19 protein-coding genes are annotated in these 17,620 nt (G+C 62.0%); 4 read left to right on the top strand and 15 right to left on the bottom strand.

Going from position 1 to position 17,620, the window contains the following annotated elements; all coding sequences use genetic code 11:
- Window positions 1-16: 16 nt before the first annotated feature.
- Window positions 17-787, bottom strand: a complete 771-nt coding sequence (yaaA, locus tag GJA_RS09940) for a peroxide stress protein YaaA (protein WP_038491606.1) — start codon at window positions 785-787, stop codon at window positions 17-19.
- A 30-nt stretch (window positions 788-817) separates the two neighbouring features.
- Between yaaA and GJA_RS09935 the strand changes: the two genes are divergently transcribed.
- The 3 genes from GJA_RS09935 (at window position 818) to GJA_RS09925 (ending at window position 3,677) form a co-directional block, all read left to right on the top strand.
- Window positions 818-1,252 carry a putative toxin-antitoxin system toxin component, PIN family gene (locus GJA_RS09935; protein ID WP_038491603.1) on the top strand — a complete coding sequence of 145 codons (435 nt, stop codon included), beginning with the start codon at window positions 818-820 and terminating at the stop codon, window positions 1,250-1,252.
- Window positions 1,253-1,326: 74 nt separating this feature from the next.
- Window positions 1,327-2,505 (top strand): pyridoxal phosphate-dependent aminotransferase, encoded by a 1,179-nt coding sequence (locus GJA_RS09930; RefSeq protein WP_038491600.1) that lies wholly within the window; start codon window positions 1,327-1,329, stop codon window positions 2,503-2,505.
- Between the two features lie 71 nt (window positions 2,506-2,576).
- Window positions 2,577-3,677, top strand: a complete 1,101-nt coding sequence (locus tag GJA_RS09925) for an HD-GYP domain-containing protein (RefSeq protein ID WP_081905319.1) — start codon at window positions 2,577-2,579, stop codon at window positions 3,675-3,677.
- 18 nt (window positions 3,678-3,695) lie between these two features.
- Here the strand turns inward: GJA_RS09925 and GJA_RS09920 are convergent, their stop codons facing one another.
- From GJA_RS09920 to GJA_RS09855, 14 genes are all read right to left on the bottom strand, one after another.
- Entirely contained in the window at window positions 3,696-4,736 is a 1,041-nt protein-coding gene (locus GJA_RS09920; RefSeq protein WP_051780590.1) for a tetratricopeptide repeat protein, read from the bottom strand.
- A 10-nt stretch (window positions 4,737-4,746) separates the two neighbouring features.
- Window positions 4,747-5,649 carry an ExeA family protein gene (locus tag GJA_RS09915; protein WP_038491598.1) on the bottom strand — a complete coding sequence of 301 codons (903 nt, stop codon included), beginning with the start codon at window positions 5,647-5,649 and terminating at the stop codon, window positions 4,747-4,749.
- Window positions 5,650-7,440 (bottom strand): pilus (MSHA type) biogenesis protein MshL, encoded by a 1,791-nt coding sequence (gene mshL, locus GJA_RS09910; RefSeq protein WP_038491595.1) that lies wholly within the window; start codon window positions 7,438-7,440, stop codon window positions 5,650-5,652.
- Window positions 7,441-7,453: 13 nt separating this feature from the next.
- Window positions 7,454-7,846, bottom strand: coding sequence for an MSHA biogenesis protein MshK (locus GJA_RS09905; RefSeq protein WP_242404502.1), 393 nt, complete (start codon window positions 7,844-7,846; stop codon window positions 7,454-7,456).
- Window positions 7,831-8,565 (bottom strand): hypothetical protein, encoded by a 735-nt coding sequence (locus GJA_RS09900; RefSeq protein WP_038491592.1) that lies wholly within the window; start codon window positions 8,563-8,565, stop codon window positions 7,831-7,833. The genes GJA_RS09905 and GJA_RS09900 overlap by 16 nt, the downstream gene beginning before the upstream one ends.
- Entirely contained in the window at window positions 8,562-9,209 is a 648-nt protein-coding gene (locus tag GJA_RS09895; RefSeq protein WP_038491589.1) for a hypothetical protein, read from the bottom strand. The genes GJA_RS09900 and GJA_RS09895 overlap by 4 nt, the downstream gene beginning before the upstream one ends.
- Window positions 9,206-10,150, bottom strand: coding sequence for a type IV pilus biogenesis protein PilM (locus tag GJA_RS09890; protein ID WP_038491586.1), 945 nt, complete (start codon window positions 10,148-10,150; stop codon window positions 9,206-9,208). The genes GJA_RS09895 and GJA_RS09890 overlap by 4 nt, the downstream gene beginning before the upstream one ends.
- 142 nt (window positions 10,151-10,292) lie before the next feature.
- On the bottom strand, window positions 10,293-10,736 hold the full coding sequence (locus GJA_RS09885; protein ID WP_051780587.1) for an agglutinin biogenesis protein MshP: 444 nt from the start codon (window positions 10,734-10,736) through the stop codon (window positions 10,293-10,295).
- Entirely contained in the window at window positions 10,733-11,638 is a 906-nt protein-coding gene (locus tag GJA_RS09880; RefSeq protein ID WP_038491584.1) for a prepilin-type N-terminal cleavage/methylation domain-containing protein, read from the bottom strand. The genes GJA_RS09885 and GJA_RS09880 overlap by 4 nt, the downstream gene beginning before the upstream one ends.
- On the bottom strand, window positions 11,635-12,216 hold the full coding sequence (locus tag GJA_RS09875; RefSeq protein WP_038491581.1) for a type II secretion system protein: 582 nt from the start codon (window positions 12,214-12,216) through the stop codon (window positions 11,635-11,637). The genes GJA_RS09880 and GJA_RS09875 overlap by 4 nt, the downstream gene beginning before the upstream one ends.
- Window positions 12,203-12,781, bottom strand: a complete 579-nt coding sequence (locus GJA_RS09870) for a pilus assembly FimT family protein (RefSeq protein WP_242404501.1) — start codon at window positions 12,779-12,781, stop codon at window positions 12,203-12,205. Before GJA_RS09870 ends, GJA_RS09875 begins: the two co-directional genes overlap by 14 nt.
- Before the next feature lie 42 nt (window positions 12,782-12,823).
- Window positions 12,824-13,312, bottom strand: coding sequence for a pilin (locus tag GJA_RS28500; RefSeq protein WP_051780584.1), 489 nt, complete (start codon window positions 13,310-13,312; stop codon window positions 12,824-12,826).
- Window positions 13,313-13,653: 341 nt separating this feature from the next.
- The gene (locus GJA_RS09860; RefSeq protein WP_038491578.1) at window positions 13,654-14,886 is read right to left on the bottom strand and encodes a type II secretion system F family protein; all 1,233 of its coding nucleotides are present in this window, start codon (window positions 14,884-14,886) and stop codon (window positions 13,654-13,656) included.
- A gap of 1 nt (window position 14,887) precedes the next feature.
- On the bottom strand, window positions 14,888-16,591 hold the full coding sequence (locus tag GJA_RS09855) for a GspE/PulE family protein (RefSeq protein WP_038491575.1): 1,704 nt from the start codon (window positions 16,589-16,591) through the stop codon (window positions 14,888-14,890).
- Window positions 16,592-16,768: 177 nt separating this feature from the next.
- Here GJA_RS09855 and GJA_RS09850 point away from each other — a divergent pair, with 177 nt between their 5' ends.
- Entirely contained in the window at window positions 16,769-17,485 is a 717-nt protein-coding gene (locus GJA_RS09850; protein ID WP_038491572.1) for an ABC transporter ATP-binding protein, read from the top strand.
- Window positions 17,486-17,620: the final 135 nt, after the last annotated feature.

Genomic DNA, 17,620 nt, shown 5'->3' with positions numbered 1-17,620 from the left:
CCCCGGTGTGGTTGAATTAGTCGGCGACGCGGCGGCGGAACATCCAGCTGGTGTCGCTGGAGTCTTGCGGCACGAAGCGGTAGCCGTCGATGTCGAAGCCTTTCAGTTGCTGCGGCTCGCGGATCTGGTGCAACGCGGCGTAGCGCGCCAGCATGCCGCGCGCGCGTTTGGCGTAAAACGAGATGATCTTGTATTTGCCGTTTTTCCAGTCCTCGAATACCGGCGTGATCACCGGCACCGTCAATTGGCGCGGCTTGACGGATTTAAAATATTCTTCCGAGGCCAGGTTGACCAGCACCTTGGCGCCCTGCTCTTGCGCCGTGCGGTTCAAGCCGTTGGTGATGATGTCTCCCCAGAAAGTGTATAAATCCTTGCCACGCGCGGTGGACAAGCGGGTGCCCATTTCCAGCCGGTGTGGATGGATCAGGTCGAACGGTCGCAGCAAGCCGTACAGGCCCGACAATATGCGCACATGCGATTGCGCATAGTCGAGCTGTTTCGGCGCCAGGCTGCGCGCATCGAAGCCGGCGTACACGTCGCCGTTGAAGGCCATGATGGCCTGGCGGGCATGGTCCAGTTCCGGGGTCCACGACGCGTAGCGCGCCACGTTCAACGCGGACAAGGTGTCGGAGATATCCATCAGGCTGCCGACCTCGGCCGGCGAAAACTGGCGCATGCGCTCGATCAGCAATGCTGAATGGTCGAGAAAATCCGGGGTGCTGCGTAACTGGGTGGTCGGTGGCGTCTCCAGGTCGAGACTCTTGGCGGGCGAAAGCACAATCAACATAAAATTTCACTACAAAATAGAATTGCCCACATGATACCTGCTCCTCAAAAAATCGTCCTGGACACCAACGTTTGCCTCGACCTGTTCGTGTTCCGCGACCCGCGCTGGGCCGCGCTGCTGGCCGCGCTGGAAAGCGGCGCGGTGCAGGCGATCACGCGTGAAGATTGCCGTATGGAATATCTGGTGGTGCTGCACTACCCGCATTTGCCGCTCGACGAAGCCAGCCGCGCCGTCAGCGCGGCCCGTTTCGATGCGCTGATCACGCTGGTGGCGCCGCCGGTTTCAGGCATCCGCTTGCCGGTCTGCACGGACAAGGATGACCAGAAATTCCTCGAACTGGCGCGCGACGCCAGCGCCGACATCCTGATCACCAAGGACAAGGCACTGCTGAAACTGGCGCGCAAGACCGCCAAGGCCGGCCTGTTCAAGATCATGGTGCCGGAAGCATGGCTTCCTGCGGGGTAATAAACGGGCGTCCCTGCAACACCAAATACAATCGGCTGCGCTAGAATAGGAAAATGACAAATTTTCCTGCCTTGATGAATAGCCCAGCCATGCCTCCAGTCACACCTGTCCTGACGACCCGGCTGCCCGCCGTCGGCACCACCATCTTTACGCGCATGTCGGCCCTGGCGGCCGAACATGGCGCAGTCAACCTGGGCCAGGGTTTCCCCGATTTCGCCTGCGACAGCAAGCTGATCGATATGGTCGGCGCGGCGATGCACGCCGGCTTCAACCAATATCCGCTGATGACCGGCGCAGCGCCGTTGCGCGCAGCGATCGCCGCCAAGATCGCGGCCCACTACGGCCATCAATACAACCCGGCCAGCGAAATCACGGTCACCGCCGGCGCGACCCAGGCGCTGACCACGGCGATCCTGTGCTGCGTGCATCCGGGCGACGAAGTGATCGTCATCGAACCGGCCTACGACAGTTATTTGCCGGCAATTGCGCTGGCCGGCGGTCTGCCGGTACTGGTGGCGATGGAAGTCGGCCCGCAAGGCTACAGCGTGCCATGGCACAAGCTGGCCGCCGCCGTGACGCCGAAAACGCGCTTGATCATCATTAACTCGCCGCACAATCCGACCGGTTCGATCCTGCGCCGCAGCGACATCGATGCGCTGGCCGATATCGTGCGCGGCAGCGATATCCTGATCCTGTCCGACGAAGTCTATGAACACATGGTCTACGACGGCATCCAGCACGAATCGGTGTGCCGCCATGCGGAACTGGCGGCGCGCAGTTTTGTCGTATCCAGTTTCGGCAAGACCTATCACGTGACCGGCTGGAAAGTCGGCTATGTCGCCGCGCCGGCGTCGCTGAGCGCGGAATTGCGCAAGGTGCACCAGTACAATGTATTTACGGTCAACACGCCTATGCAGCATGGCATCGCCAGTTATATGGCCGATGCCGCGCCGTACCGGCAATTGCCGGACTTTTACCAGCGCAAGCGCGACCTGTTCCGGGCCGGCCTGGCCGGCAGCCGCTTCACGCTGCTGCCGGCCGACGGCACGTATTTCCAGTGCGTTAAGTACGAGGCGATTTCGGCCGACAGCGAAGCCGCTTTCGCCGAATGGCTGACCAGTGAAATCAAGGTTGCGGCGATCCCGGTGTCGGCGTTTTATGCGCAAGGCAAGGAATCGGGCATCGTGCGGTTTTGTTTTGCGAAAAGAGATGACACATTGAAGCTGGCGCTGGAGCGGCTGGCCAGGGTATGACACGGTAATCGTAAAAACAGTCAAAACCGGCCACAACGAAGACCGGTGCACACGGGGAGGCAGGAAACATCATGACTCGAAGGCGCATCGGTTTGAACGACCTGGCACCAGGCCAGGTACTGGCATGGGATCTGTATGGCAACGAGGGCGCGGCCGGCCCGCTGCTGCACAAGGGCCGGCCGGCGCCGGATGGTGCGCAATTGCGGCGCCTGCTGGAAAACGGCCTGTTTGCCGATGACACTCCGGCGCCGTCGGTGCTGCATCTGTTGAACCGATCGAACCAGCGCCTGGAGCGTTTGCTGCTCGACTTGCGCAGCCAGGACGATGCCGAACACGAGGTGCGTCATATCGCCGCCGACGTCGTGCGGGCCGCCGAGCTCGATCCGGACATCGCGCTGGCCAGCATCTTCCTGAACCAGATCAATGGCACCTATGCGGTGCGGCATTGCATCGAAACGGCGCTGCTGGTGTCGCTGGTGGCGCGCGGCATGGAAAAGTCGCAGGAAGAAACGCTGGTCATCGGTTCGGCCGCGCTGACGATGAATGTCGGCATGCTGCGCCATCACGACAGTTTTCAATTAAAACGCACGCCGCTGACCCGCGAAGAAATGGAAATCGTGCGGCGCCATCCGGAACAAAGCGCGGACTTACTCAAATGCGCCGGCGTCGACGACGAGGAATGGCTATCGTGCGTGATGCTGCACCATGAAAACGACGATGGCAGCGGCTATCCGGACGGCAAGACCAGCGACGAAATCACCCAGAACGCCAAATTGATCGGCCTGGCCGACCGCTATTGCGCGCGCGTATCGGCGCGCAATTACCGGCGCTCGATCTTGCCGGACCAGGCCTTGCAGCATCTGTTTCTGGAGCAGCGCCTGGCGGTCGATCCCATGCTGGCCGAGCAATTCGTGCGCCAGTTGGGCAAGTATCCGCCCGGCAGCCTGGTGCGCCTGCACAATGGCGAAGTCGGCGTCGTGACACGGCGCCAGGACAGCGATGGCCGCATCCCGGTGCGCGCCTTGCGCGACGCCAGCGGCATGCCGATACCGGACACGGTGCTGCGCAGCACCGGCGAGCCGGCCTACGCGATCGCCGCAGCGCTGCATGAAGATGAGGCGGGATTACGCTTCAGCATGAAAAATGTGTGGGGCGAGCGGGCCAGCTTGTAGCTTGTAACTGCCTGGAACTTAAGGCGCAGCCTGCTTCTGTGCCAATTGCAATAACTTGCGCTCGACAAAGGCTTGCAATTCCGGCGACAGGTTGCCCGAGACCCTGGCATGCGAAAACGCCTCTTTCGCCTCGGCCGGACGCTGATCGGCTTGCAGGGAAATCCCCAGTCCCATCCACCAGACGCCGTTGTGCGGCGCGTGCTGCAACGCTTGCTGGTATTGCTCGGCGGCTTCCTTGTTGCGCTGCTGGCGTTGCAGCACGCCGGCCAAAAACGCCCGGTATTCGCCATGGTCGGCGGCGAACGGCAAGGTGCGCATCAGCGTATCGAGCGCCGGGCCGCCCTGCTCCACTTGCAGCCGCGCCAGCATCATCGCCTGGGCCGGCTGTTTCGGGTCCAGGCTCAAACTCAGTTGCAACTGGCGCATCGCCTCGTCCGGACGCTGGGCTTCCAGCAACAGGCGCACCAGCGTTTCACGCGCGGCCTGGTGGCGCGGATCGATGGCCAGCGCCTGCTGCAAACGGGCCAGCGCTTCCGGCACCCGGCCATCTTGCAGCGCATCGAGCGCGCGGCGGTAATCGTTTTCGGCGCGCGGCGGCAAGTTGGCTTGCTTGCCCTCCAAGGCTGGCACCGCGGCTTGCAGCGGCTCGGCGGCGGCCTGCACGGCACCTTCGTTTTTTCCCGCTTTGACCTGCCCGACCTTTTTCGGCGCTGTCTTTTCGACGACGGCGGGCGTCTCATGCGGCGCTGCCACCGGCGCCGGCGGCGCGATTATTTGCGGTTCCGGCGGTGCCGCCACCACTGGCGCTGACGCCATCACCACCACCGGCATCGGCATCGGCGCAACCGCCGGCGCCGGCAACACTGTTGGCCGCGGCCAATAGGTCCAGCCGAATGCGATGGCGAGCGCCGTCAGGCCGGCCGCGCCGCCCAGCACCACGGCGCGCGGTACGCCCCGTTCGCGCTCGCGCGGCACGCTGCGCACGTCGGGCGGCAAGCCGCTGCCGGCTTGCGAACCGCGCGCATCGAGGTCTTGCAGCATTTTATTGATAAGGCTCATACCGTCAAACTCATAAACTTGATTTCCAGGTCAGCACCCAGGTCAGGCCGCAGGCGGCGATCAAGACGGCGCTGCCGGCCAGCCACGGCCAGAAGCCGCGCTTGCGCGACGAGCCGGTGTCGCTGGCCGCCGCGGCAATATGGCGCCGTTGCACTTGCTGGCGGCCCTCGCCGAAGCACATCAGCAAAGCCTTGTGCGCCAGGATGTTGACCACCCGCGGCGTGCCGCCGCTGGCCGCATACAATTTTGCCGCCGCGCCGCGGCTGAACAGCCGGCTGCCGGCAAAACCGGCCACCCGCAAGCGGTGCGCGACGTAATATTCGACATCGTCGCGGCTCAAAGGTCCCATGCGGTAATGGAAAGTGATGCGCTGCGCCAGTTGGCGGATCGCATCAAGCTCCAGCTTGGCATCCAGCTCCGGCTGGCCGAACAGCACGATTTGCAGCAGCTTGCGTTTTTCCGTTTCCAGGTTGGTCAGCAACCGCAGCGCTTCCAGGCTGTCGAGCGGGATCGCCTGCGCTTCGTCCAGGCACAGCAGCACGCGCTTGCCCTGCGCCGCCAGGTCCAGCAGGCGCAGGTTGATCGATTTGAGTAACTGGTGCTGCTCGACATCTTTTTCCAATAGCACTTGCAATTCTTCCGCCAGCGCCAGGATCAGCGAACGGGGCTGCAAGTTCGGGTTCGGAATGTAGGCGGTGACAAAATCCGGCCCCAGCGTGGCCAGGAATTTGCGGCACAGGAAAGTCTTGCCGGTGCCCACTTCACCGGTGATCTTGATAAAACCCTCGCCATTGCGCGCCGCCACCAGCAAGGTGTTCAGCGCCTCCTGGGAATGCGGGCTGTTGAAGAAAAAGCTGGTATCGGGCGTGAGTCCGAAAGGCAACTCACGCAAGCCGAAATGGGCGAGATACATTTATTTGCGCTCCGACGGACGGCGCGGGTCGAGCGCCTCGATGCGCTTGCCGGAATCGAGCAAATCCTCATTCCAGCTATTCGCGCCTTCGACGATGGTCGGCTTGATCAGCACCACCAGTTCGCGTTTCTGGATCACCTGGCCGGTATTGCGGAACAGCGCGCCCAGCAGCGGCACGTCGCCGGCGCCCGGCACTTGCGAGCGGTCGGCGGTGGTCGACTGGCGCATCAGGCCGCCGATCGCGACAATGCGGCCGTCCTGGCTGCGCACCATGCTGTCCATTTCCGACGTGCTGGACGACGCCAGCGGCAATTTCAGCGAACCGGCGCTGCCCAGGTCGACATTCTTGGTGACGGTCGACACCTGGCTGACCGAGGGGTGGACATGCAGGATGATGTTGCCGTTTTCATCGATTTGCGGCGTCACATCCAGCACCACGCCGGAAAAGAATGGCTGCAAGGTGACGTTCGGGCTGGACGTGGTGCCGCCGTTGGTCCCGGTCGAAGTGACGGTGGTGCTGACGCCGGTGACGAAGAATTCATCGGTGCCGATTTTCAGCACGGCCTTCTGGTTGTTCATCGTCGCGATGCGCGGGCTGGACAGCACATGCACGCTGCCCTGCGATTCCAGGAAGGAAATCATGGCGGCGAAATTGCTGGTTTGCAACGCCAGACCAAACATCGAACCGGCCGCGGTGGCCGCCGAACTGAGGCCGAAACCGGCGCTGGCCGACAAGCCGGTATTGCCATTGTTCATCACCGGCGGCTGGCCGCCGCCAAACGGCAACGGCGCCAGGTTGGTGCCGGGCGCAATAAAGCCGCCCGACACGCGGTTGTCGTGGCCGCTGCGGATCGATGCAAACGAAGCCCAGTTGACGCCGGTCTGGAAGTTGTTGTTCAACTCCACTTCGATGATCTTGGCTTCCAAAATCACTTGCCGGTCGACCGACAGCTGGGTTGCCTTCAGGTACTGGTCGACGCTGCGCAATTCATCCGGCATGGCGCGGATCACGACCACGCCCGATTGCGGGCTGATGACGATCTTGCGCCCATTTTCGCTGCTGCCGACGATGGCGCTCAGCGACTCTTTCAGCTCGCCCCAGAAATCGCTGTCCGACGTGGTGCTGACGTTGGCGCTGTCGAGCGCACTGCTGGCGCCAGGCTGTCCCGGCTGGCCGGGCTGCGGGCCGGTCTGCTGCGGCTGGCCGCTGCCGGTACCGTTGCCGGAACTTTGTCCGCTGTTGCTGATGCCGGCATTGCCGACCGAAGTCGACGATACCCGCAAGTTCGATACGCCCTTGCGGTTGCCGGTCAGGTAATTGACCTGGAACATGCGGGTTTGCATGGTCAGCGGGCGGATCGCAATGCGCGTGCCGTCGACCTTGTAATCGTAGCCGTACAGTTCGCGCACCGCGTCGAGCGCCTCGAACAGCGTGACGTCTTTCAGGTTGGCCGAAATATTGCCCTGCACATCGGGATGCACCAGGATGTTGTAGCGCGTGCCGGTAACGATGGAATGATAGAACTGGCGCGCCGGCACATTGTTAAACGCCACATTAAAACGTTCGTCGAGCACCGCGCGCGCTTTCGGCAATTGATCGGCCAGCGTTGCCAGCGGCGGCAACAAGGCGTTTTCCACCGCGTCCGACTGGGCCGCCGCCGTGCTGGCCGCAGCGGCCGCCACCTGCGCCTTGATCGCATCGTAGGTGTCGCGCTTGACCGGCGCGCTATTGCAGGCGCTCAGCGCGACGGTGACGCCCAGCACGCTGGCCATTTTGCTTATCTTCAGCATTCTCGCCTTGTCTTTATTGAGTTGCATGAGTCTGTTTCTTTCCAACATCACCAGCCTCGGCCGCCTTAGGGTACAGCCTGAGGGTTTCCAGCTTCTTACCTCGGCGCAATACCAGCGTCGTTTCGCCGATATTGACCACGGTCGCAGCGCCGACCTTGTCGCCGATGCGCACGGTCTGGCCGTCGATCACCGCCACGCGGCGCTGGTCCGACACCAGCAGCGACTGGATTTGCGGCAATACCGGACCGGCCGCGGCGGCGGCAGCAGCGGCGCCGGCCGGCGGCGCATCGGCCGGACGGGTCGGATCGACCAGGCTTTGCGCCGCGGCGGATCCGGCCACGCAGGCCAGCAAGGCAAACAGGCATCTCGCCGCGCATAACTTGCCGGCCATCACAGCGCGATCCATTTCTCGTCCAGGCTGAGCGTGTACAGCGTCAACGTCAGGCTGGCGTCCGGATAGTGTCCGGCCAGCAGATTGGCCTTGCCCCAATACACATGGGACGGCATCGCTTCCAGTGCATCCATATAATTCACCAATTCCAGATAACCGCCTTGCAACACCACTTCCACGCCATGACGATGCAGCAGCGCGGGCGCCGTGAGCGGCACGGCCGCCGCGCTGGCCGGACTGGCTGGCGTAGCGGCCGGGGCGCTGGCCGGAACGGTAGCAGGGGCGCTGGCCAAGCTTGCGCCCCCCTGTCCCATGATGCTGGACGGCAGGGTTTTCAGCGACACCAGCCGCAGGTGCTTGTGCTGTTTCAGCAAATGCTGCAGCAAGAAGACGATGCGCTCCGGCGCCACCAGGCCCTCTTGCGTGGTTTGCAAGGCCCGCCTCATTTGCGCGGTTTCCTGCTGCAAGCGCTCCAGCTTGATACGGTCTTGCAAACTGGGATCGCTGGCATGGGCCGCGATTTTTTCCGCTACCTCGATATCGATGGCGCTGGCGGCTTGATGCTGCTGTTCGATGGTGTTGGCCAGCATTTTTTGCTTGCTGAGCATTGGGTCGAGCAACATGAAAAACAGCAGGAAGATCAAGAGGGCCGCGGCCGCGCCAAAGCACATCACACGCTCGCGCACGCTGAGTGCATCGACCTTCGCGGCCAGGGTGGACCACTGCTGTTTCATGGTTTGGCCGCTCCGGCGGCGCCATCGGCCGGCGCCGCCAACGATTGCAAATCAAATTCCACATAGTACGGCGTTGCGGCACCGGCATCTTGCGCTTGGCCTTGAGCAATATCAAGCCGAGCGAACGATGAGCCTTTCAACAGGGATTCCTTGCCCAGCGCGGCGATATATAAGGGCACCAGTTCCGCTTGCGTGGCGCGTCCCTGCAAACCGATCTGGCTGCCGGCGCCGACGATGCCGGCGCCGGTCAGCCACAAGCCATTGACACGGGCGCGGGCGAAGGCGCGAAAATACCCGGCATAACCCTGCGTATTGCCCAACTCGCCGCCGTCGAGGATCTGCCGCGCTTCGCGCAAGGCGGCCTGGTCGGCCTCGGCCTGCACCAGCGCACGCTCGATCGCCGGATCTTTCTGGCGTGGCGGAAAATCGGCGGCGACCTTGGCGCGGCGCGCCTCGCGCGCATCGAGCACAACTTTCGATGCCGCCGCCTGCCGCTCAAGCTCGCTTACCTGGCGCGCGCCATACCAGCCCAGCGCGATGCCGGCGGCCAGGATCAGCGCCAGGCCCTGGGCCATGCCGAGCGCCGACAGGTATTGTTTCTTTTTTTCAAAAGCCGGGTTGAACAGATTGATTTGCTGGCTCACGCGGCGCTCTCCTCGTGGCGCAGCGCCGCGCCCAGCGTCAGGAAAAAGCGCGCCTGGCAAGCCGCGTCGCGCAATTCCGGCGCCTTCGAACAATCCAGCACCTCCTCCAGTTGCAATACCACCACCGGCACGTACAGATTGTCCGCCAGATAAGCGTGCAAGCCATCGGTGCCGGTAGGCGCCAGCACCAGCCTGGCGATCGTGATGAAATGGAATTGGCGGTCGAAATGGTCGAACGAGCGTTGCAATTCCAGCGTGATCTTGTCGTAATACTGCTGTTTTTGCTGGTCGCTGGAATCGGCCAGCTGGCCGATGTTGACATCGATGCGGCGCGACAGGTACAGCTCGCCATTAAAGGTGACGGTCAACAAGCCGCCTTCGCCATCGAAGGACAGCATCGCCAGGCCGCGCCCTTCCGGCTCCAGCAAGGCAGCGATATTACGCTGCGCCATTTCCGGGATATCCACCACCGACAGGCGGATCTTGCCGGCGCTGTACAGCGCCTGGCGCTGGACCAGCGCGCGATTGCGCGCGGCCACCGCGAACAGGCTCTGGCCGCGCCCGGCGCCATTCTTGTCGGCCGGGATATCGAGCACATCGATGGTGGCGTCCGACAGCGCAAAATCGATCATGTCCTTCAGCCGCCAGCCGACCGCCGTCTTCAATTCTTCCGGCGGCACATTGGGCGCGTCGAGCGACAGCAATTGATATTCGCCGGCGCCGAGCAAGGTGCTGTTGCGGTACGAGTGGGCCTGCATTTCCCTGTTCAGTTTTTCCAGCGTGGCCGCCAGCAGCGGTTGACGGCCGGGATAAAAAGCCAGCGCCTGCACCAGCGGCTTGTCGCCGCCGCGCCGTTTGACGACCGCCGCGCACAGGCCGTCGGCGCCCCACGCCGTGGCCAGCAATCCTTCTTGTTTTTTTGCCCTTGCGAATAAACCCATGCGACCAATCCAAAAAAGAATGCTACAACTACTTATGGCCAGAATAATGCACTGGATCAATTTTAATTCATCGCCTGCACTACGGGTTTAAAAAAGGCAATATTGATAACAGTTTTTCCATAAAATACACAAATTCCTGCCATCAAAAGTCCGCCTGCAGCACGCGCTGCACATAATCCGCATGATTGCTCGCGTTGACAGTCGAGCACACCCCGCCGGCCGGCTGGTTGCACGCGGTGGCGATGACCTGGAAGCGCGGCAACGCGCCGGCCGCCTGGCTGCATTGCACGGTGACGGAAAAGCCATTCAGGCCGCTATTGGCCGGCAAGGCGAAGCTGCTGCTGGCGGCACAGCTGCCGGCGATGCGCTGCCGGTACAAGCCCCATTCCATGCCGGCGCGGGCGGCCTGGTAGGCGCGCGCGCCCTGCACGTCGAGCGCCGATTCGGCATGCTGCAGGGTTGAAATCGCCACCAGCGCGGCGCCCAGCCCGGCCAGCACCACCAGGAAAAATACCGCCGTGACAATGCCGAAACCGCGTACCGGACGGTATCGCTGTTGCCGCGAAAGTTGACTGGCGTTGCTCATGGCGTGTTATTGACTTGCGCCTGTTGTACCAGGCTGACCTGGCCGGAGCTCGAGCCCGGCGCGCCGAGGGTCAGGTTGATGCGCACCAGGCCGCGCTCGGCATTGGCCAGGGTGTCGAAGAAAAATCCGCAACTGGCCACCTGCTGGGCCAGCAGCGCCGCCACCGGCGCAGTGGACAATGGCGCCGCGCTGGCGTCGAGCGGCTGGCCGGCCTGGATCGCGTAGCCGGAAAAACGCTGCAAGACGCCACGGCCGGCCGGATTGCCGGCGCAATAATAGGTCACCGGCGTAGTGACTACGTGGAAACGGTGACTCAGCGACGGCATCGATGGATTTTGCGCCAGGAACGGATTGGCGGCCAGCGTAATATTGCTGCCATTGACCGCGCTGACCAGGGCCCGGTTACATTGCCCGCCGCAATTATAGGCATCCACCGGCGGCTGGTCGCCCAGGTTGTTGACGACGATGGAGTCGCCGGCAACGATGGTTTGCAAGCCGGACGGCGCCGCGCCGACAATGGTAAAGACATTCGGATTGGCGGCCTGGGTATTCGGGTCGAAGGCCAGCACATTGCCCGGGGTGGCAGTCAAGTCGTCGTCTTCCGACAGATAGCGCCCGCCGGCCTTGGTCAACAGCAACTCAAGGTAACTGCCGCCGTTGGCTGCGTTGCTGACCCGCACGCTGTTCGGCAGCGCCAGGCGCACGTCGCGTGTGATGCGGCGGGTCGCGGTGTCGGCCGCGTCGGCCAGTTCGGCACGCGCATTGACGTCCAGGTAACCCTGCACCGGAATCCGGATGAACAAGGCGACCATGCCGGCAACGATGCCGGTGATGACGATCACGACGATCAGTTCGACCAGCGTGAAGCCGCGTTGCCCGCCTGGATGAGCTGGTATCTTCATGGGATGGCGTTGGGCGCGTAGCGGGTGCGGTAACCGGTCAGCGCCACGCTCCCGTTAGCGTAGCTGACCGCCACCGTGATGCGCAGCGCATTCATGTTGGCCGGCGTGGCGTCGGACGGCACGGTGGCGCCGGACGGGCCGAGGCCCGCGTCGGGATTGATCGTCACGTTCACTGTGTAGCCAGCAGGAAATTTATTACCCGCCGCATCCGTGCTGTAGCTCACGGCCTGATTGAAGGCCCGCACATAATCGCTGACGTTGTAATACGGCCGCCCGGTGGCTGGCGCGGCGGCGCGGGGCTGTTGCGGGGTGCTGCAGGCGCCCGCGCCGCTGGCCGTGTCGGCGGCCGGGTCGGCAAGCGGGTCGCAAAACGTGAAGCGCGCCAGTTCGACCTCTTCCAGCATGCCCTCGGCCAGCGCCAACGCCTGCTTGCGCAATTGCGGGTCGGCGCTGCGGCTGGTGGTAAAACTGAAGATTTTCACCAGGCCGGCCACGGCGATGCCGACGATCAGGATGAACACGATCAGTTCAATCAGCGTAAAACCGCGCCGCGCCGTGGCGCGCCTATAGATGGACATAGCCGGTTTCCCCTTCGACCACGATGCTGCGCGCGAAACCGCCGCCGCTGATGCCGATGTTCAGGCGGGCCGGAAAAGTCGATACCGGCTCGTTGTCGCCGGCCGCGAAAGGCCGGCCCAGCGCATTGAAATAAAACGCCGCGCCAGCCGCCGGCACCGCATACGTGATGCCGGCCGGCGCGGCTTCGCACAGCCACGCGGTGCTCTTGCCGCAAGCGTTCAGGGTCGCCTTGCCGCCGCTATTGGCGCCGGCCGGCGGCAATACGCGGTCGGCCGCCGCAGCGCACGACGCCTTGAAGCACAAGGCGATGCTGCTGCCGTTGAGCAGCACGAACACCGGCCGGTTTTGCGCGATCGCCAGTTTTTGGCCATAGCGCAGCATGCTCAGGTTCTGATCGGTGAAACTGCGCGCGTCGAAGGTATTTTGCTGGAAGAAACGCGGCACGGCGAAGGCGGCAATGATGCCGGCCAACACCATCACCGCGATCAGTTCGATGAGGCTAAAACCACCTGCGTCGCGCCACGGCAGCGGCGCGCGCAGGCATGAGGGATTACTGCGGCTCAACTCAATTCAACTAGGTTTGACGTGGTTTAACCGTCATAACCATCAGCAATTGGTGCGCGTAGCCAACGCCGACGCATCGACGGTCGGCGCCGCACCGGCGACGATGGTATACGTTACCTTGCAATTGGTATGGCTGCTATCGGGCGTGACGGTAAACACGGTGGCGGTGGACGAACTGCCGTAGTCGGCCTGGGTGCCGGTCAGGCCGGCGGCCAGGCCGATGCCCGCCGCGTTGGAAGTCGGATAGCCGCCGGTAAAGGCGATATCGGCGCCGTCCATCTTGACGCCGGTGGCGGCGTCGGCGGGCGAGCCGCTGACCAGCCATTGCGCATGGAACAAGGCGGCCGCCGATTGCATCGAACCCTTGGCGCCATTCATCTTGGCAATCCGCGCATCGACCGACATATCGACAAATTTAGGAATCGCGGTGGCCGCCAGGATACCCAGGATCACGATCACCACCACCAACTCGATCAACGTAAAACCCGCCTGGGCGCCTTGTTTCAAACTGCGTATCGACTGCTTGTTCATGCGGATCTCCAAAAATCATGTAAACATTTCACTGGCAAAACAGAACCCTGTTTATACCTTCATTAATAACAACAAGCTACTCCCCAAGCTGAACCAGCATGCCATCGTGTGCATCAGTCGAATTCAAGGATGGACCCGGTGTATCGGGCACATTTGACAAGCTTACCTTGAATTTCAGCAAGCCGGAACCTCCTCCTCGAAAAGTATTGCCATAACCTAATACATATAACAATTTTCCATGATTTCTGTCAAAAAGGATATGCTCTAGAGCAATACTTTTAACCATACGATCATTAGTTTCCAAGAGAAAATCCGAGCCGGCAAAGCAAAAACCGCCAATGTCACTTATGCAAGGCGACCCGGCCCAGGTCCCAGATCGGCAAGAAGATACCCAGCGCCAGCACCAGCACCATCACGCCGAGAAAGGCGATCAGGATCGGTTCGATCTGCGACGACAGCGTCTTTAATTCGTAATCCACTTCGCGCTCATACATCTGGGCAATTTCATCCATCAACTCATCCAGCGAACCGGACTCTTCGCCGACCGCGATCATTTGCAGCACCACCGGCGTAAACACGCCTGCCGTCACCGAAGTGCGCAAGATGCTGTCGCCGCGCTCGACGCCGTCGCGCATCTGCTCGACCCGGGAACACAGATAGGCGTTGTCGACCGTTTGCGACACCACCGTCAGCGCCTGCACGATCGGCACGCCGCTGCTGCTGGACAAGGCGAAACTGCGCGCAAAGCGCGCCATCGTGCCTTTTAAGATGATCTTGCCGGCGATCGGAAAGCGCAGCTTGTACCGATCCCAGGCATAGCGGCCGCGCACCGTGCGCAGCCACGCCTTGAAAGCCGCGATGCCGGCGATGGCCAGCGCCAGCAGCACCGGCCAGTAATGCACGGTGAACGATGACGTGGCGATCAGGATGCGCGTCATCAGCGGCAATTCGGCATTGAAGCTGGCAAACACGCTGACGAATTGCGGTATCACAAACATGTTGACGATGACCATCGCAATGATCATCGCGACGATCACGAACGTCGGGTAGCGGGTCGCGGTCTTGACCCGGGAGCGCATGTCGCGGTCGAATTCCAGGTGGTTGAACAGCCGCAAAAACACGTCGTCGAGGCGGCCGGTCATTTCGCCGACCCGTACCATCGACAGGTAAAATGCGGAAAACACGTCCGGATGGCGTCGCATCGCGGCCGACAATTCGCGGCCGGCGTCGAGCGATTCGCGGATATCCTTGATGACACGGCCGAACGACTTGCTGATCGCCGACTCTTGCAAGCCGGCCAGGCCGCGCATGATCGGCACGCCCGCCTTCAGCAAGGTGTACAACTGGCGGCTGAACAATTGCACGTCCATCGATGTCACCTTCGGCTCGGTCAGTTTTTGCCACCAGCCGATATCGCCGCTATTGCTGACCGTCTTTTTGGTCAGCACGATCTCGACCGGCGTCGCGCCGGTCGCAAACAATTGGTCGGCCACGGCATGACTATCGGCGCCTTCCAGCACGCCGTGCAACAGGTCGCCGCCGGCGCTGCGGGCTTTGTAGGCAAAGAACGGCACGTCAATCCTCGATCTGGTGACTGATGCGCATCGCTTCAGATACCGTGGTGCGGCCCTGCACCACCAGTTGCACCGCGTGGCGGCGCAAGGTTTCGCCCGCCATCTCGGCCGCCGCCACCTTCAGGAAATGGGCCGGGTCGGGGTGATTCGCCGCGTCCACCACCGGGCGCGTCATTTCCAGCAACTCATACACGCCGGTGCGGCCCCGATAACCCATGCCATTGCAATGCGAACAGCCCTTGCCATGGAAATAGCGGGTCTTCTCGACCAGCTGGCCCAATTCCAGGCGCAGCCATTCATATTCATTCGGCGCCGGCTGGTACGGCGTGCTGCAGCTTTCGCAAATCACCCGCACCAGCCGCTGCGCCAGCACCGCCTGCAGCGAACTGCCGACCATGTAGCGCGGCACGCCCATGTCCATCAGCCGCAGCGGCGTGCTGATGGCGTCGTTGGTATGCAGCGTCGACAGCACCAGGTGGCCCGTCATCGCGGCGCGCAAGCCGATTTGCGCGGTTTCCTGGTCACGCATCTCGCCGACCAGCACGATGTCCGGATCTTGCCGCAACGCCGAACGCAGCACGCGCGCGAAATTCAGCTCGATCTTGTCGTTGACTTGCACCTGATTAATGCCGGGCAAGCGGTACTCGACCGGATCTTCAACCGTGATCAATTTCTTTTCGACCGCATTGAGTTCCGCCAGCGCGCAATACAAGGTGGTGGTCTTGCCGCTGCCGGTCGGCCCGGTGACCAGCACCAGGCCGTTCGGCCGCTGCACGATGGCGCGGAATTTCGCCACCAGCGCCGGCGGCATGCCGATCGCGTCGAGCCGCAGCGTGGTGCCGCCCTGGTTCAGCAGCCGCATCACCACCGATTCGCCATGCTGGGTCGGCATGGTCGAGATCCGCACGTCGATACGCTGGTGCTTGACGCGGATCGCAAAGCGGCCATCCTGCGGCAAGCGTTTTTCGGAAATATCCAGGTCCGACATCAGTTTCAGCCGCAGCGCCAGCGACGCCGCGATCTTGATGTCGGCCTCGGTTTGCAGGTGCAGCACGCCATCGATGCGGAAACGGATCTGCAGGCGCCCTTCCTGCGGCTCGATATGGATGTCCGACGCGCGCACCTGGGTCGCATCGTCGAACACCGATTGCAGCAGCTTGACGATGGGCGCCTCTTCCAGTCCCGGATTGGCGGCCAGCGCGCCGAAATCGACCGACACGTCGCCCAGGTCCTGTTCCAGCTCGCGGGTCAGCTCGGTGATGTCTTCGGTGCGGCGGTAAATCCGGTCGATCGCTTGCAGCACTTCGGTTTCATTGACCACCGCCAATTCGATGCCGCGCTTGACCAGCCGCGCGATTTCATCGTAGGCAAACAGGTCGGTCGGATCGGACATGCCGACCAGCAAGGTGCCGCGCCGGTCTTCCAGCACCAGCGCGCGAAAACGCCGCGCCTGGGTTTCCGGCAGCAACCGCACCAGTTCGGCATTGATATTGAAAAACTTCAGATTAATATAGGGAATGTCGAGCTGCTTGGCCAGCGCGCCCGAAATCTGTTCTTCCGTCACATACCGGTTTTCGACAAACACGCGGCCCAGCTTGCGGCCGGTGCGTCTTTGCTCCGTCAACGCCAAACCCAGCTGTTCTTCCGAAAGCAAATTCTGCTGTACTAAGATTTCCCCCAGCCGGACTTTTTCTGGCCTTGCCATGCTGACTCCTCAAATTGCTAGCTGGCGACATTTTATTCTAGAACGTCAACTTTCTTGAAGTAAATAAGCTGATGCGACAGTTTGCGCCGCTGCCGGCAGAAATACTTGCCGCACAGCTGTATTTTTGACGATAATCAATGGCAACCTCCACTCACTGCCATCCATCAGCGATTTTCCATGACCGTAGCCGCAATCCGCTTCCGCGCTGTCGCCCAACGTTATGCGGCCAAGCCGGTCTTGCAAGGCGTCGACCTGGACATCCAGCGCGGCGAATTCTTTGGCCTGGTCGGCATCAACGGCGCCGGCAAGACCAGCCTGATCAAATGTCTGTTCGATTTTTGCGCGCTCGATGGCGGCAGCATCGAGATCTTCGGCCAGCCGCACCGCGCGCCAGGCGCGCGCGCGCCACTGACTTTCTTGCCTGAGCGCTTCATGCCGCCCTACTATTTGACCGGCAAGGATTTCCTGTCCTACCTGCTGACATTGCAGGGTATTTCCTATCAGCAAGTCGAGATCGAACGCGTGTTAAACGGACTCGACCTGGAGTTAAGCGCACTCAGCCGCCCGACGCGCAACTATTCCAAAGGCATGACGCAAAAGCTGGGCCTGGCCGCCTGCCTGCTGGCCCATAAGCCGATGCTGGTGCTGGATGAACCGATGAGCGGACTCGACCCGAAAGCGCGCGCGTTGCTGAAGCAGCAGTTGTTGCAATTGCGCCCAGCCGGCAGCACCGTCTTGTTCACCTCGCACGCGCTGGCCGATGTCGATGAATTGTGCGACCGCCTGGCGATCCTGCACGACGGAAAAATCCGCTACGCCGGCACGCCAGCCGGCTGCCGCGCCGCCTATGGCGCGGCGACGCTGGAGCAGGCATTCCTGCAATGCATCGCATAAAAGTCGCGTCAAAAATACCCTCAAGAAAAACTTAGTGCTACACATCATTATTTGTCGGTCGGCACAGTGAAAACGCTAAAAAATTTCTTGAAAAAATACTTGCTGCACGACAGGATTACAACAAGTACATATCTA

Source organism: Janthinobacterium agaricidamnosum NBRC 102515 = DSM 9628 (genome assembly GCF_000723165.1).
GTDB classification, from domain to species: Bacteria; Pseudomonadota; Gammaproteobacteria; order Burkholderiales; family Burkholderiaceae_D; genus Janthinobacterium; species Janthinobacterium agaricidamnosum.
The sequence above is the reverse complement of the archived record's forward strand: the minus strand, read 5'-3'. Positions and strand labels throughout refer to the sequence as shown.